Raw genomic sequence first — 13,730 nt, 5'->3', positions numbered from 1 at the left:
CCTAGGAGTTATCCACAGCCCTGTTCCTGGGTGCGGACCGGGAAATGGGCACTTTTACCCCGAAAAACCGGCTTGTGCATCCCCGCTTTTTCGGCCTTTCAGACGCGTTTAAAGGCCCGCTGAGCGCCTATCGGAAACCGGGATTCGGGGCCTGGAATGCCCGCTTTCATTACAAGGGACTGAACAAAAAGTGAGCAGCTTTCGCCGTAAAATCCGAGCCATGGCGAAAGAAATCAGAATCAAGCATTCGGGCTGGGCGACCTGGCTGCGAGGCCGTCTGCTGGCCGATAACCTGCCCGCCACCGTCTGCGCGGCCGCTTTGATGGGCCTGCTGGGGGCGCTGGCCACCGTGGTGTTCCGGGAACTGCTGGGCTGGACGCAGGTATTGCTCGGCGGGGGCGACGCGCCCCACGGCATGGTGTCGCTGGCGCGGGGGCTGGACCCCTGGCAGCGGTTTCTGCTGCCCGCCGCCGGCGGCGCGGTGGCCGGCGTCATCCTGCAGCTGGCCGCGAGCCGCCTGCCCAAGCGCGGCGCGGCCGACTATATGGAAGCGATCTCGGTGGGCCGCGGCGTCATCGGTTTCCGCCAGACCATCGCGCGCAGCCTGTCGTCGATCTTTTCCATCAGTTCGGGCGCCTCGATCGGCCGCGAAGGCCCCATGGTGCAGCTGGCGGCCATGCTGTCCTCGCTGAGCGGGCGCTACCTGGTGCTGCCGCCCCGGCATCTGCGGCTGTTGGTGGCCTGCGGCGCCACCGCGGGCATCACCTCCGCCTATAACGCGCCGATCGCCGGCGCGTTGTTCATTTCCGAAATCGTCTACGGCGCGATTTCCTCGGCCACGCTGGTGCCGCTGGTGGTCTCGTCGGTGGTGGCCAACATCGTGACGCGCCAGATCCTGCACTACGACGCGGTGTTCCATATGCCGCGCTTCGATTTCGTGTCGGGCTGGGAAGTCATCAATTATCTGGGCCTGGGCCTGATCGCCGGCCTGGCGGCGCCGCAGTTCCTGCGCTTCCTGGACGTGGCGCGGCGCGCCTTCGGCCGGCTGCCCTGGCCCTTGTGGGCCAGGATGGCCGCGGGCGGGCTGATCGTGGGCGCGCTTTCGGTGGTCAACCCCGAGGTCTGGGGCAATGGCTACAGCGTGGTCAACAGCATGCTGCACACGCAATGGGCATGGCAGGCGGTCGCCGCCATCCTGCTGCTGAAAACGCTGGCCACCGCCGCCAGCGTGGGGTCGGGCGCGGTGGGCGGCGTGTTCACCCCGACCCTGTTCGTGGGGGCGGCGCTCGGCGCCTTGTACGGCACCGGCCTGCAAGCCCTGTTTCCCGCGGGCGATCTTTCGGCCGTGTCCAGCTACGCCATCGTCGGCATGGGCGCGCTGCTGGCGGCCACCACCTATGCGCCCTTGATGTCCATCCTGATGATCTTCGAGATGACGTTGAGCTACGAAGTCATGCTGCCGCTCATGCTGGCCTGCGTCACGGCCTACGTGATCGCGCACCGGATCAGGCCGGATTCGGTGTACGCCAAGTCGCTGGCCAACAACCGGCGGGCGCGGCTCGCGGTCCCTGGAGAAAGGGCCGAAAGCAAGCCTGCCGCTTGATTGCGAGTAAATACTCGTATTCTGGCCGGGCGAAAAATACGAGTCCGGCCGCGGCCTTGCAGGCGGTCGCCGGCATTGCCGGCAATTTAGTTATAGAATTTATAACTAAACCGCTGCGCGCCCCATGAGGGCGCGCAGTCACAAGAAGAATGATCAGCAGTACCCACAGGAGCATCCATGGCACCCGGCAAGTCTGCCACGGCAGGTAGCGACGCGCCCAATCTCTGGCAGCAGTACGCCAGATTCCACGAGGCGTGCGTCGCCGTTCTGGACCGCATCGAGCAGCGCGCGGACCCGCATATTCCGCTGGCGCAAAACGAATGCGCGGAACTGAGAATCATGGCGCTCAACCTGGGCGCGCTGGGCCGCGTGCTGCATGGCAAGCGCGCCCGCGACATGCGCCAGCTTGCGGCGCGCCTGGACCGGGCGCTGGCCGGCTGCAACCAGCAAACCGTCGCGCCGGCCCTGGACAGCGAAACGCCCGAACGGGACCCGGCGGTGCTGGCAGGCTGATACCGCTATCGGTCAGTGCGTGCGCCGGCCGCAAGCCGGCGCAGCACGGCCGTGGCCGCCTTGAGCGCATACAGCACGAACAGGGCGCCCGTCAGGTCTCCGATGAACATCGCCACGAACCCGGTGGCCAGCGTTTCGCGCGCGCCATGCAGGAAAAACCAGGCGTGGTGGATGGCGGAATTCACCAGCGCGTAGCTGACCGCGCAGGCCAGCAGGCGTCCGGTGGTCAGATTGCCCAGGTCCGGCCGCAGCCGCAGCGCGCTCCGGGCCCAGAGATAGGCCAGATAGGGCGCCGCGGCTTCCATGATGCCACCGGCCACCGATTGCACGACGTCGTTCGGGAAATGGTAGAAAAAGTAGGCGGTCCACGAACCGATCAGTACGCCCATCGCCCCCGGCAGCCCGAACAGCAGCGTGGCAACCAGCCGCACGCCGGCGGGCAGGTAGACCCAGTTCACGCCGCGCATGAATTCCAGATTGGTGAACACCCACTCGTTGATTGCCAGACTGGCGAGGAACAGGAAGGTCGTGGCCAGCACCCATTTTCCCTGCCTTAGAATGTCGCCCATAACCTAAGTATCTTTGCCCACTTTTCGTTGCCCGCCCTCGGTCGCCGCGTCATTATCCATGAAACAAAGAAAGAGGCCCGCCGACATCTACCTGCGCTTTCTGCGCCTGGCCGAAGCGCTGCGAGGCCTGCCCTCGCTGCCCACTCTGGACCCGGTGGAAGAACGCATCCTCACGCTGGTGGCGCGCGCCTCTCAGGAAGAGCGCCGCCTGTCGGTGCGCGACGTCATGGCCGTCGACAGCATAGGCTCGCCCGCGACCCTGCACGCGCGCCTGAAATCCATGCGCGAGAAAGGCTGGGTGCAGCTGGTCGACACCGAGGATGCCCGCCGCAAGCAGGTCGAACTCAGCCAGGCGGCGCTCAAGCATTTCGACCGGCTGTCGGAATGCCTGGTGGAGGCGGCGCGCAAGCCGTAGCGGCGGCGTGGGGCTGCCGGTTTGCGGGTTGCCGATGGGGACTCGGCCGCTTTTGTTGGAATGGGTGTAAATGGGTATGTTGTTGGTTTCGTGATTCACGCTAGTTCTCTGTGAATCGTCCGAGAAATTGTCGACCTCATAGCCGAAATACTGTTTGAACATGGGGGGGTTATGACAAACGCACTGGCGCAAGTATTTATCCCACGACGAGATGTGATATGACCGGGAAAGACATCGAAAAACAGCATCACGCCACTTTCGAGGGCATTCGCCGTCTTGACGAGGCGGGTAACGAATATTGGTTGGCACGCGAATTGGCGCCGTTGTTGGAGTACCCGCAATGGCGCAATTTTCTCGCGGTGCTGGAAAAAGCCCGTGCTGCCTGCCGTACCAGCGGGCAGTTGGTGGCAGACCATTTTGCGGACTTGCGCAAAATGGTCGAGATTGGCTCCGGTGCCCACCGCGAGGTGGAAGACGTGCGCCTGTCGCGCTATGCCTGCTACCTGATCGTGCAGAATGGCGACCCGTCCAAGCCAGTCATCGCCAACGGTCAGACCTACTTTGCCCTGCAGACTCGCCGGCAAGAGCTGGCCGACGAGCGCCAGTTCGCTCAGCTGCCCGAGGACGACAAACGCTTGGCCATTCGCAACGAGTTGGCTGCGCACAACAAGTATCTTGCCGCTGCCGCGAAGGATGCTGGCGTGGACAGCCCGCTGGACTACGCCATCTTCCAGGACCACGGCTACAAAGGCCTGTATGGTGGCCTCGGCGCCAAGGACATCCATGCCCGCAAGGGCTTGAAGAAAAGCCAGAAGATCCTCGACCATATGGGCAGCACGGAGTTGGCGGCCAACCTGTTCCGCGCTACCCAGACGGAAGAAAAGCTGCGTCGAGACCAGGTGCAAGGCAAGGTGCAGGCCAACCAGACGCACTTCGACGTTGGCCGCAAGGTGCGTCAGACCATCCGAGAGTTGGGCGGTGCCATGCCGGAACGCCTGCCCGTGCCGGACAACAGCATCCAGCAAATCGAATCGGCGAAGAAAAAGCAGTTAAAGAAGCAAACAGACAAGTAAGACCGTGCCTGATCGGGTGTTCCCGCGCCCGAATCACTTCCCAATACAAAAACTCGAAAAAATCTCCCCCAGCAGATCGTCGCTGGTGAATTTTCCGGTGATGCTGGACAGGCTGTCGTGCGCCAGGCGCAGTTCTTCGGCGAACAGGTCCAGCACGCGGTCGTCCTGTTGCGCGTGTTCGCCGGCCAGCGCCAGGTGTTCGGCGGCCGCCTGCAGCGCGTGCAGATGGCGTTCGCGCGCGAGCCAAGGGGATTCCGCCCCCGGGTTCCAGCCGGCGATCTGCAGCAGTTCGGCGCGCAGCGCGTCCAGGCCGATGCCGCGCTTGGCCGAGATGCCGAGTTCGCCGGGACCGGCGGCGAAGGGGGCGGCCAGCAGGTCGATCTTGTTGTAGACCTTGAGGACCGGCGTGCGCGGCGGCAGGCGCGCGGTGATCTGGGCGTCGAGCTGGTCGCCGGGCTGGGTGGCGTCCTGCAGATGCAGGATGACGTCGGCACGTTCGATTTCCTGCCAGGTACGGGCGATGCCTATGCTTTCGACGGTGTCTTCGGTTTCGCGCAGGCCGGCGGTGTCGACGATGTGCAGCGGCACGCCGTCGATATGGATTTCCTGCACGACCTTGTCGCGGGTGGTGCCGGCGATGGGGGTCACGATGGCGATGTCGTCGCCGGCCAGCGCGTTGAGCAGGCTGGATTTGCCCACGTTGGGCTGGCCGGCGAACACGACGTGCAGGCCTTCGCGCAGGATGACGCCCTGGCGCGCCTGGGCGATCAGCGCGGCCAGGTCGGCGGCCAGGGCTTCCAGCGTCGGGCGCGCCTGGTATTTTTCGAGGAAGTCGATTTCCTCTTCGGGGAAGTCCAGCGTGGCCTCGACCAGCATGCGCAGATGCACGATGCGGTCGGACAGGTCGTTCACGCGCGCCGAGAATTCGCCCGACAGGGAGGCCATGGCGCCGCGCGCGGCGGCCACCGACGAGGCGTCGATCAGGTCGGCCACGGCCTCGGCCTGGGCCAGGTCCATGCGGTCGTTGAGAAAGGCGCGGCGCGTGAATTCGCCGGGCTCGGCCAGCCTCAGGCCCAGGTCGCGGCCGGCGGCCAGGCAGCTGTCGAGCACGCGGCGCAGCACGGCGGGCCCGCCGTGGCCTTGCAGTTCCAGCACGTCCTCGCCGGTGTAAGAGTGCGGCGCCCGGAAATAAATGGCGATGCCTTCGTCCAGCAGTTCGCCGGATTCGGTTTTGAAGGGCAGGTAGTGGGCGTGGCGCGGGGTCAGGTCGCGCTGGAACAGGCGGCGCGCCAAACCCGAGAGGTCCGCGCCCGAGACCCGTACGACGCCGATGCCGCCTCTTCCGGGGGCGGTGGCGATGGCGGCGATGGGGGCGTGGACGGACATATTTCAGGCGGGGCGGGGCAAGGACAATAAGGGAATATAACTGTTGCGCGGCGGCTTGTTTGCTGGTTAATGTGGCCCGGAGGTTCAAAACCCGAAACTACTCTGGGAGATCACTATGGCGTCTCGGTTTTCGCGTGTCTTGACCTGCGGCGCGGCCGCGGCGGTTCTGGCGTTGGGCACTCTCGGTTCGGCCATGGCCCGCGATCTGGTGATCGCCCTGAAGACCGAACCGTCCTCCATGGACCCGCAGTATCACGCGCTCACGCCGAATACGCAGATCTCCCAGACCATTTTCGACACGCTGGTGGCGACCGACGCGCAGCTCAAGCCGCGCCCCGCGCTGGCCGAGTCCTGGACCGTGGACGGCAAGGTGTGGACCTTCAAGCTGCGGCCCGGCGTGAAGTTCTCCGACGGCACGCCGTTCACCGCCGAAGACGTGGTCTTCACCTATGCGCGCGTGCCCAAGGTGCCCAACAGCCCGTCGCCCTTCACGCTGTACCTGGGCGCGGTGGAAAAGACCGAGGCGGTCGATCCGCATACCGTGCGCATCACCACCAAGGAAGTGGCGCCGAACCTGCTGGTCAACCTGGCGCAGCTGCCCATCATGTCCAAGAAGGCGGCCTCGGGGCCGGCGCCGGAGGGCAAGACCACCACCGAACTCAATAGCGGCGACGGCCTGATCGGCACCGGCCCGTACAAGTTCGTGTCGTGGAAACGCGGCGCCGAGTTCGTGCTGGCGCGCAACGACAATTACTGGGGCAAGAAGCCCGAATGGGATCGCGTGGTCTACCGCCCGATCAGCAATGCGGCCGCGCGCGTGGCGGCGCTGCTGGCCGGCGACGTGGACATGATCGAGGACCCCCCGACCGACGACCTGCCCAAGCTGAAGGCCGACAAGAAGCTCTACGTCGAGGAAACGCCGTCGGTGCGCGTGGTGTACGTCGCGCTGGACCAGTACGCCGAGCCGTCGCCCGGGGTGCAGGGCACCGACAAGAACCCCATGAAGGACAAGCGCGTGCGCGAGGCGCTGTCGCTGGCCATCAACCGCCAGGCGCTGGTCGAACGCGTGATGGGCGGGGTGGCGCTGCCGGCCGGCAACCTGTTGCCCTATCCCATGTTCGGATCGAGCAAGGAGCATTCCAAGGCGCCCAAGGCCGACGTCGAGAAAGCCAAGGCGCTGCTCAAGGAAGCGGGCTATCCCGACGGTTTCTCGATCACGCTGGGCTCGCCTTCGGGGCGTTATGTGAACGACTCCAAGGTGGCGCAGGCGATCGCCTCGATGTGGACGCGCATCGGCGTCAAGACCAGCGTGGACGCGCTGACGCCCCCGGTGTTCTTCAAGAGCCGCGACAGCTACAAGTTCTCGGCCTACCTGGCGGGCTGGTCGGTGACCAGCGGCGAAATGTCCAACGCGCTGACGTCGCTGCTGGTGACGCGCAACCCGGAAGCGGGCCTGGGTACCACCAACCGCAGCCGCTATTCCAATCCGAAGATGGACGCGCTGGTCAAGGAGGCGTCGTCCACCATGGACGACGCCAAGCGCGCGCAGCTGCTGTCCGAGGCCGGCAACATCGCCATGGATGACTACGCCATGCTGCCCATCCATTTCGAGCTGTCGGTGTGGGCCATGAAGAACGACATCCGCTATCAGGGCCGGCCGGACCAGGTCACGCTGGCGCAATACGCGACCCTGAAAAAGTAGCGCGCCCGCGGATAACGCCACGTGCTGGCCACGATCGTAAGAAGGCTGCTGCAGACCATCGTCGTCATGTTCGTCATGTCGGCGCTGGTCTTCGCCGGCATATACATGGTGGGCGACCCGGTCTCGATGCTGGCCAGCCCGGAAGCCACCGAGGCGCAGCGCGCCGCGGTGCGCGCCTCGCTGGGCCTGGACCTGCCGTTGTGGCGGCAGTACCTGATCTTCATGGGCCAGGCGGTGCGCGGCGACTTCGGCAACAGTTTCCTGACCGGCGAGCCGGCCATGCGGCTGATCCTGGAGCGCATGCCGGCCACGGTGGAGCTGGCCTGTGTGGCCATGCTGATGTCGGTGCTGATCGGCGTGCCGCTGGGCATACGCGCCGGCCTCAGGCCGGAGGCGCCCGGATCGCGCGCCATCATGACGGGCTCGGTGCTGGGTTTTTCGCTGCCCAACTTCTGGGTGGGGCTGATGCTCATCATGGTGTTCGCCGTCATGCTGGGCTGGCTGCCGGCCGGCGGGCGCGGGCAGACCGTCAGCATCGGCGCCCTGCAGCTTAGCGTGCTGACTTTCGACGGCTGGCTCAGCCTGGCGCTGCCGGCCGCCACCATTGCGTTTGCCAAGTGCGCCATGATCATCCGCGTGACGCGCGCGGCCACGCGCGAGGCGCTGCCGATGGACTACATCAAGTTCGCGCGCGCCAAGGGGCTGTCGGAAAAGCGTGTGCTGGGCGTGCATCTGCTCAAGAACATCCTGATTCCGGTGGTGACGGTCGCGGGCCTGGAGTTCGGGCAGGTGATGGCGTTCGCGGTGGTGACCGAGACGGTGTTTTCCTGGCCCGGCATGGGCAAGCTGCTGATCGATTCCATCATCAACCTGGACCGTCCGGTGGTGGTGGCCTACTTGCTGCTGATCGTGTTTTTCCTGGTCATGCTGAACCTGGTGGTGGACATCATCTATACGGTGCTGGACCCCCGCGTACGACTGGATAGCCGCCGATGACCACGCCCGTCTCCGCCCCCGCCGCCGCGACCGCGCAACCGGTCCGGGAACAGACGCCCTGGCGCCGCTTCCTGGGCGATTTCTTCGCCAGCAAGCTGGCCACGCTGGGCCTGGCGATGCTGGTGCTGATCGTGGGCGCCGCGCTGCTGGCGCCGTGGATCGCGCCGCAGAATCCGTACGACCTGGCGATGCTGGACATCATGGATTCCAAGCTCCCGCCGGGCAGCGAAAGCGGCGACGCCAGCATGCGCTACTGGCTGGGCACCGACGGCCAGGCGCGCGACCTGCTGTCGGCGATCCTGTACGGCATGCGCACCAGCCTGCTGGTGGCCACGGTGTCGGTGCTGGCCGCCTTCGGCATCGGCGCCACCGTGGGCCTGGTGGCGGCCTATTTCGGCGGCCGAATCGACGCCTTGCTGATGCGCATTGTGGATATCCAGTTGTCGTTTCCGGCCATCCTGGTGGCGCTGATGCTGCTGGCGATCCTGGGCAAGGGTGTGGACAAGGTGATCATCGCGCTCATCGTGGTGCAGTGGGCGTATTTCGCGCGCGCGGCGCGCGGCGCGGCGCTGGTCGAGCGCGGCAAGGAATACGTGGAGGCGGCGCGCTGCATGTCCTTGTCATGGGGGCGGGTGCTGTTTCGTCACGTGCTGCCCAATTGCATGCCGCCCTTGATCGTGATCGCCACCATAGACCTGGCGCACGCCATCGCGCTGGAAGCCACGCTGTCGTTCCTGGGCGTGGGGGTGCCGGTGACCGAGCCGTCGCTGGGCATGCTGATCTACAACGGCTTCGAATACCTGCTGTCGGGCCAGTACTGGATCTCGTTCTTCCCCGGCATCGCGCTGGCGCTGGCCATCATCGCCATCAATCTGGTGGGCGATCACCTGCGCGACGTGCTCAACCCGCGCCACGCGAATTGAGGGGCGCCGCGATGCAGACCCAGCCTGTGGAAAACCCGTCCGCCGCGCCGCGCTCCATCCTGGAAGTGCGCGGGCTGAAGACGCATTTCTTCACGCGCGCCGGCGTGGTGAAGGCGGTCGACGGCGTGGACCTGCATCTGGCCGAAGGCGAGATCCTGGGGCTGGTGGGCGAGTCCGGCTCCGGCAAGAGCATCACCGGCTTTTCGCTGATGGGGCTGCTGGACCCGCCGGGCCGCATCGTCGACGGAGAGCTGCGGCTGAACGGGGAAGACCTGCGCGGCGCCACGCCGGCGCGCTGGCGGCAACTGCGCGGCCAGGAGATCGCGATGATCTTCCAGGACCCGATGATGACGCTGAACCCGGTGCTGCGCGTGGACACGCAGATGATAGAGGCGGTGCAGGCGCACGGCCCGGCCACGCGCGAACAGGCGCGCCAGCGCGCCTTGCAGACGCTGGCGATGGTCGGCATTCCGTCTCCGCAGGAGCGGCTGCGCAGCTATCCGCACCAGTTGTCCGGCGGCATGCGCCAGCGCGTGGCGATCGCGATCGCGCTGCTGAATTCGCCGCGCCTGATCATCGCCGACGAGCCGACCACGGCGCTGGACGTGACCATACAGGGGCAGATCCTGTTCGAAGTGCAGAAGCTGTGCCGCGAGACCGGCACCGGCCTGATCTGGATCACGCACGACCTGGCGGTGGTGGCCGGGCTGGCCGACCGCGTGGCCGTGATGTACGCGGGCCGCGTGGTCGAAACCGGCAGCACCGAGGCCGTGATCAGCCATCCCCTGCATCCCTACACGCATGGCCTGATCGCCTCGATTCCCACGCCGCAGTCTCGCGGCAAGCCGCTGGTGCCGATTCCCGGCATGACGCCGTCGCTGCTCAACCTGCCGGCGGGCTGCGCGTTCCGGGGGCGCTGCCCGCGCGCCACCGACGCCTGTCTGGCCGAGCCGCAGCCCGTGGAAGTCCGTCCGGCGCAATGGGTGCGCTGCTGGCATGCAGGAGGCCCCGACATCCAATGAACGCCGCCGATTCCCGCCCCATCCTGTCCCTGCGCCAGGTCGAGCTGCGCTTCGTGCAGCGCGTGGACCTGGCCGGCCGCATCGCCAATCTGCTGGGCGCGGGCCTGAAGACGCAGATCGTGCACGCGGTGGCCGGCGTGGACCTGGACGTGATGCCCGGCGAGGTGATCGGCATCGTGGGCGAGTCGGGCTGTGGAAAATCCACGCTGGGCCGCGTGGTCTGCGGCATTCTGCCGCCGACGGCCGGCGAGGTGCATTACCAGGGCAAGCCGGTGCAGGACCTGGCGGGCCCGGCGCGCAAGGCGTACGAGCTGGGCGTGCAGATGATTTTCCAGGACCCCTACGCCTCGCTGAATCCGCGCATGCGGGTGCGCGAGATCATCGGCGAGGCGCCGGTGGCGCACGGCCTGGTGCGCTCGCGCGACAAGGCCGAGTACGTGGCGGGGCTGATGCGCCAGGTGGGCCTGGACGCGAGTTTTGCACAGCGTTATCCCCATCAATTCTCGGGCGGCCAGAGGCAGCGCATAGGTATTGCGCGGGCGCTGGCGCTCAAGCCTTCGGTCATCGTGTGCGACGAGGCGGTCGCGGCGCTGGACGTATCGATCCAGGCCCAGGTGCTTAATCTGTTCGAACAATTGCGCGCCGACCTGGACCTGACCTATCTTTTCATCAGCCACAATCTGAGCGTGGTCAGCCATATTTCAGACCGCGTGGCTATCATGTACCTGGGCCGCGTGGTGGAGCTGGCGCCCACCGACACCGTTTTCCGGCGCGCCAACCATCCGTACACCCAGGCCCTGCTGAAAGAACTGCCGACGCTGCAGCCGGGGCGGCGCACGTACCAGCCGATCAAGGGCGAACTGCCTTCGCCGCTGGACCCGCCGAGCGGTTGCGCCTTCCATCCGCGCTGTCCGCACGCCATGCCGCGCTGCACCGCCGAGCGGCCGCTGCTGAAGGAAGTCGCGCCCGGCCAGCTCAGCGCCTGCCATTTGAACGACGCGGCCTAGAAAAAACGCCTATCCACACTCCTACCGTTTATCCACAGCCATGAAAACCATAGCCGAAATCGAACGCGTGCACGGCGAGCTGACCGCGCTGCGCCGCGATATCCACGCCCATCCCGAACTCGCCTTCCAGGAAACGCGCACCTCCACGCTGGTGGCCGAACGCCTGCGGGAGTGGGGGCTGGAAGTCCACACCGGGCTGGGGAAAACCGGCGTGGTGGGCGTGCTGCGCGCCGGCAGCGGCAAGAAAACCATCGGGCTGCGCGCCGACATGGACGCCCTGCCCATGCCCGAGCACAACCGCTTCGCGCACAAGTCCACGATCAGCGGGCGCATGCACGGCTGCGGCCATGACGGCCACACCACCATGCTGCTGGGCGCGGCGCAGTATCTGGCCAGGCATCGCGACTTCGACGGCACCATCGTGTTCATCTTCCAGCCGGCCGAGGAAGGCGGCAACGCCGGCGCGCGCGCCATGATGGAGGATGGCCTGTTCGACCGCTTTCCGTGCGACGCGGTGTTCGGCATCCACAACATGCCGGGCATGCCGGTCAACCAGTTCGGGTTCCGCGCCGGGCCGACCATGGCTTCCAGCAACCGCTGGGACATCGTCATCAAGGGCGTGGGCGGCCACGCGGCGCAGCCGCACGCCTCGGTCGATCCCATCGTGGTGGCGGCCGACATGGTGCATGCGCTGCAGACGGTGATCTCGCGCAGCAAGAATCCGCTGGACCAGGCGGTGCTGTCGATCACGCAGATCCACGCCGGCGACGCCTATAACGTGATTCCCGGCGAGGCCGTGCTGCGCGGCACCGTGCGCACCTATACGGTGGAGGCGCTGGACAAGATCGAATCCGACATGCGCCGCATCGCCACCACGCTGCCCCAGGTATACGGCGGCACGGGCGAACTGGACTTCGTGCGGGCCTATCCGCCGCTGGTGAACTGGGAAAAGGAAACGGCCTTCGCCGCCCAGGTGGCCGAAGACGTGTTCGGCGCCGACCAGGTGCTGCGGGACATGCCGCCCTTCATGGGCGCCGAGGACTTTTCCTTCTTCCTGGAGGCGGTGCCGGGCGCCTACCTGTTCCTGGGCAACGGCGACGGCGGGCACCGGCTGGAAACCTATCACGGCATGGGGCCGTGCCAGCTGCACAACCCGAATTACGACTTCAACGACGCCCTGCTGCCGGTGGGCGCGACTTACTGGGTGAAACTGGCTCAGGCCTTCCTGGCCGCCCCCTGATATACGCAAGTCATTGATTTAAAAGGCGCGGAACCGTCGAGGTCCGCGCCTTTTTCCATGCGCGGGCCGGGTTGTGCACCGCCTGTCCACTGGCTTTCCACCGGCTATCCACCGGGATATCCCCTGGGTATCCACCGGCTATTCACCGCTTTTCCCGGGCTTGTCTCCAGGTTTATCCATAGGTTTATCCACAGGCCGGCACAGTCCCCTTTATGCCGGAGCGGCTTGAACAAAGGCCGAATAATTCGTTGGTGCCGGGCTGCCGGCTTTTCATAATGGATCGCTCCAATGCCGGCCCGGCCGGCAGCCCAACCGCAAGGAGCGATCCATGTCCCAGAGCAACGCGCTGCGCCTGCCCGAAGCGCAAACCGCGCCGCGTTACGCCGGCGCCCCTGCCCGCCAGGATTTCGAAATCCGCCCGCTGGCGCGCGCGATGGGCGCCGAAATCGTCGGCATCGACCTGTCGCAGGAACTCGACGCGGCCGATTTCGCCCGGGTGCACCGGGCCCATCTGGACCACCATCTGCTGGTGTTCCGCGACCAGCGCATCACGCCGCAGCAGCACATCGATTTCAGCCGCCGCTTCGGCCGCCTGATGATCCACGTGCTGCATCAATTCCACCTGCCCGGACATCCGGAGATCCTGGTCGTGTCCAACATCGTGGAAAACGGCAAGCCGGTGGGCCTGGGCGACGCCGGCAAGTACTGGCATTCGGACATCTCGTACAAGGCGCTGCCCAGCCTGGGCTCGCTGCTGCATGCGCAGGAACTGCCGGCGCAGGGCGGCGACACGCTTTTCGCCAACATGCACCTGGCCTACGACACGCTGCCCGCCGCGCTGCGCGATGCCGTGCAAGGCAGGCGCGCCGTGCATTCCTACCTGGCCAAGTACGGGCAGCTGCAGAAGGAAGGCGCCTGGCGTCCCAACCTGAGCGCGCAGCAGCTGGCGCAGGTGCAGGAAGTCGTTCATCCCGTGGTGCGCACGCATCCCGAATCGGGCCGCCGCGCGCTGTTCGTCAGCGAAGGCTTCACCACCCGCATCGAAGGCCTGCCCGAGGACGAGAGCCGCCAGATCCTGGACGAGCTGTTCGCCCACAGCATCCGGCCCGAACACATCTACCGCCACCAATGGCAGCCCCACGACCTGGTGTTCTGGGACAACCGCTCGCTGATCCACCTGGCCGCTGGCACGCCGGACCACCTGCGCCGCAAGCTGTACCGCACCACCATCGAAGGCGATACGCCGTTCTGAAAACCGGCGCCCGCGCCCGCCCCACGATT

13 protein-coding genes are annotated in these 13,730 nt (G+C 66.2%); 11 read left to right on the top strand and 2 right to left on the bottom strand.

Annotated elements, in window-relative coordinates:
* The first annotated feature begins 220 nt into the window (after window positions 1-220).
* Window positions 221-1,603 (top strand): ClcB-like voltage-gated chloride channel protein, encoded by a 1,383-nt coding sequence (locus tag A6B37_RS15925; protein WP_102774985.1) that lies wholly within the window; start codon window positions 221-223, stop codon window positions 1,601-1,603.
* Between the two features lie 177 nt (window positions 1,604-1,780).
* The gene (locus tag A6B37_RS15920; protein ID WP_111826287.1) at window positions 1,781-2,116 is read left to right on the top strand and encodes a hypothetical protein; all 336 of its coding nucleotides are present in this window, start codon (window positions 1,781-1,783) and stop codon (window positions 2,114-2,116) included.
* A 5-nt stretch (window positions 2,117-2,121) separates the two neighbouring features.
* Here A6B37_RS15920 and A6B37_RS15915 read toward each other — a convergent pair whose 3' ends face one another.
* A complete protein-coding gene (locus A6B37_RS15915) occupies window positions 2,122-2,685 on the bottom strand; it encodes a hypothetical protein (RefSeq protein ID WP_111826286.1) in 564 nt (187 codons plus the stop codon).
* 58 nt (window positions 2,686-2,743) lie between these two features.
* Between A6B37_RS15915 and A6B37_RS15910 the strand changes: the two genes are divergently transcribed.
* Both A6B37_RS15910 and dinD read left to right on the top strand, forming a co-directional pair.
* Entirely contained in the window at window positions 2,744-3,100 is a 357-nt protein-coding gene (locus A6B37_RS15910; RefSeq protein WP_111826285.1) for a winged helix-turn-helix domain-containing protein, read from the top strand.
* A gap of 218 nt (window positions 3,101-3,318) precedes the next feature.
* Complete coding sequence (dinD, locus tag A6B37_RS15905; RefSeq protein WP_111826284.1) at window positions 3,319-4,173, top strand: DNA damage-inducible protein D; 855 nt, start codon at window positions 3,319-3,321, stop codon at window positions 4,171-4,173.
* A 33-nt stretch (window positions 4,174-4,206) separates the two neighbouring features.
* Here dinD and mnmE read toward each other — a convergent pair whose 3' ends face one another.
* The gene (mnmE, locus tag A6B37_RS15900) at window positions 4,207-5,559 is read right to left on the bottom strand and encodes a tRNA uridine-5-carboxymethylaminomethyl(34) synthesis GTPase MnmE (RefSeq protein WP_111826283.1); all 1,353 of its coding nucleotides are present in this window, start codon (window positions 5,557-5,559) and stop codon (window positions 4,207-4,209) included.
* Window positions 5,560-5,674: 115 nt separating this feature from the next.
* On the opposite strand from mnmE, the gene A6B37_RS15895 reads away from it, so the two are divergent.
* The 7 genes from A6B37_RS15895 (at window position 5,675) to A6B37_RS15865 (ending at window position 13,701) form a co-directional block, all read left to right on the top strand.
* Window positions 5,675-7,261: an ABC transporter substrate-binding protein gene (locus A6B37_RS15895; protein ID WP_111826282.1), complete on the top strand. Its 1,587-nt coding sequence runs from the start codon at window positions 5,675-5,677 to the stop codon at window positions 7,259-7,261.
* A 21-nt stretch (window positions 7,262-7,282) separates the two neighbouring features.
* Window positions 7,283-8,257 carry an ABC transporter permease gene (locus tag A6B37_RS15890; protein WP_111826281.1) on the top strand — a complete coding sequence of 325 codons (975 nt, stop codon included), beginning with the start codon at window positions 7,283-7,285 and terminating at the stop codon, window positions 8,255-8,257.
* A complete protein-coding gene (locus A6B37_RS15885) occupies window positions 8,254-9,180 on the top strand; it encodes an ABC transporter permease (protein WP_102774978.1) in 927 nt (308 codons plus the stop codon). Before A6B37_RS15890 ends, A6B37_RS15885 begins: the two co-directional genes overlap by 4 nt.
* 11 nt (window positions 9,181-9,191) lie before the next feature.
* The gene (locus A6B37_RS15880) at window positions 9,192-10,202 is read left to right on the top strand and encodes an ABC transporter ATP-binding protein (RefSeq protein WP_111826280.1); all 1,011 of its coding nucleotides are present in this window, start codon (window positions 9,192-9,194) and stop codon (window positions 10,200-10,202) included.
* Window positions 10,199-11,209 (top strand): oligopeptide/dipeptide ABC transporter ATP-binding protein, encoded by a 1,011-nt coding sequence (locus A6B37_RS15875; RefSeq protein ID WP_111826279.1) that lies wholly within the window; start codon window positions 10,199-10,201, stop codon window positions 11,207-11,209. The genes A6B37_RS15880 and A6B37_RS15875 overlap by 4 nt, the downstream gene beginning before the upstream one ends.
* 40 nt (window positions 11,210-11,249) lie before the next feature.
* Window positions 11,250-12,449, top strand: coding sequence for a M20 aminoacylase family protein (locus A6B37_RS15870; RefSeq protein WP_111826278.1), 1,200 nt, complete (start codon window positions 11,250-11,252; stop codon window positions 12,447-12,449).
* A gap of 328 nt (window positions 12,450-12,777) precedes the next feature.
* On the top strand, window positions 12,778-13,701 hold the full coding sequence (locus A6B37_RS15865; RefSeq protein WP_111826277.1) for a TauD/TfdA family dioxygenase: 924 nt from the start codon (window positions 12,778-12,780) through the stop codon (window positions 13,699-13,701).
* Window positions 13,702-13,730: the final 29 nt, after the last annotated feature.

This window comes from Achromobacter sp. HZ01 (assembly GCF_003267925.1).
In the GTDB taxonomy this organism is placed as follows: Bacteria; Pseudomonadota; Gammaproteobacteria; order Burkholderiales; family Burkholderiaceae_B; genus Achromobacter; species Achromobacter pulmonis_A.
This window is presented reverse-complemented; position numbering and strand designations above follow the sequence as displayed.

What these genes read in the sequence shown, in the direction of transcription:
- A6B37_RS15925 (WP_102774985.1), top strand. Translation starts at nt 221, where the DNA reads ATGGCGAAAGAAATCAGAATCAAGCATTCGGGCTGGGCGACCTGGCTG.
- A6B37_RS15920 (WP_111826287.1), top strand. Translation starts at nt 1,781, where the DNA reads ATGGCACCCGGCAAGTCTGCCACGGCAGGTAGCGACGCGCCCAATCTC.
- A6B37_RS15915 (WP_111826286.1), bottom strand. Translation starts at nt 2,685, where the DNA reads ATGGGCGACATTCTAAGGCAGGGAAAATGGGTGCTGGCCACGACCTTC.
- A6B37_RS15910 (WP_111826285.1), top strand. Translation starts at nt 2,744, where the DNA reads ATGAAACAAAGAAAGAGGCCCGCCGACATCTACCTGCGCTTTCTGCGC.
- dinD (WP_111826284.1), top strand. Translation starts at nt 3,319, where the DNA reads ATGACCGGGAAAGACATCGAAAAACAGCATCACGCCACTTTCGAGGGC.
- mnmE (WP_111826283.1), bottom strand. Translation starts at nt 5,559, where the DNA reads ATGTCCGTCCACGCCCCCATCGCCGCCATCGCCACCGCCCCCGGAAGA.
- A6B37_RS15895 (WP_111826282.1), top strand. Translation starts at nt 5,675, where the DNA reads ATGGCGTCTCGGTTTTCGCGTGTCTTGACCTGCGGCGCGGCCGCGGCG.
- A6B37_RS15885 (WP_102774978.1), top strand. Translation starts at nt 8,254, where the DNA reads ATGACCACGCCCGTCTCCGCCCCCGCCGCCGCGACCGCGCAACCGGTC.
- A6B37_RS15880 (WP_111826280.1), top strand. Translation starts at nt 9,192, where the DNA reads ATGCAGACCCAGCCTGTGGAAAACCCGTCCGCCGCGCCGCGCTCCATC.
- A6B37_RS15875 (WP_111826279.1), top strand. Translation starts at nt 10,199, where the DNA reads ATGAACGCCGCCGATTCCCGCCCCATCCTGTCCCTGCGCCAGGTCGAG.
- A6B37_RS15870 (WP_111826278.1), top strand. Translation starts at nt 11,250, where the DNA reads ATGAAAACCATAGCCGAAATCGAACGCGTGCACGGCGAGCTGACCGCG.
- A6B37_RS15865 (WP_111826277.1), top strand. Translation starts at nt 12,778, where the DNA reads ATGTCCCAGAGCAACGCGCTGCGCCTGCCCGAAGCGCAAACCGCGCCG.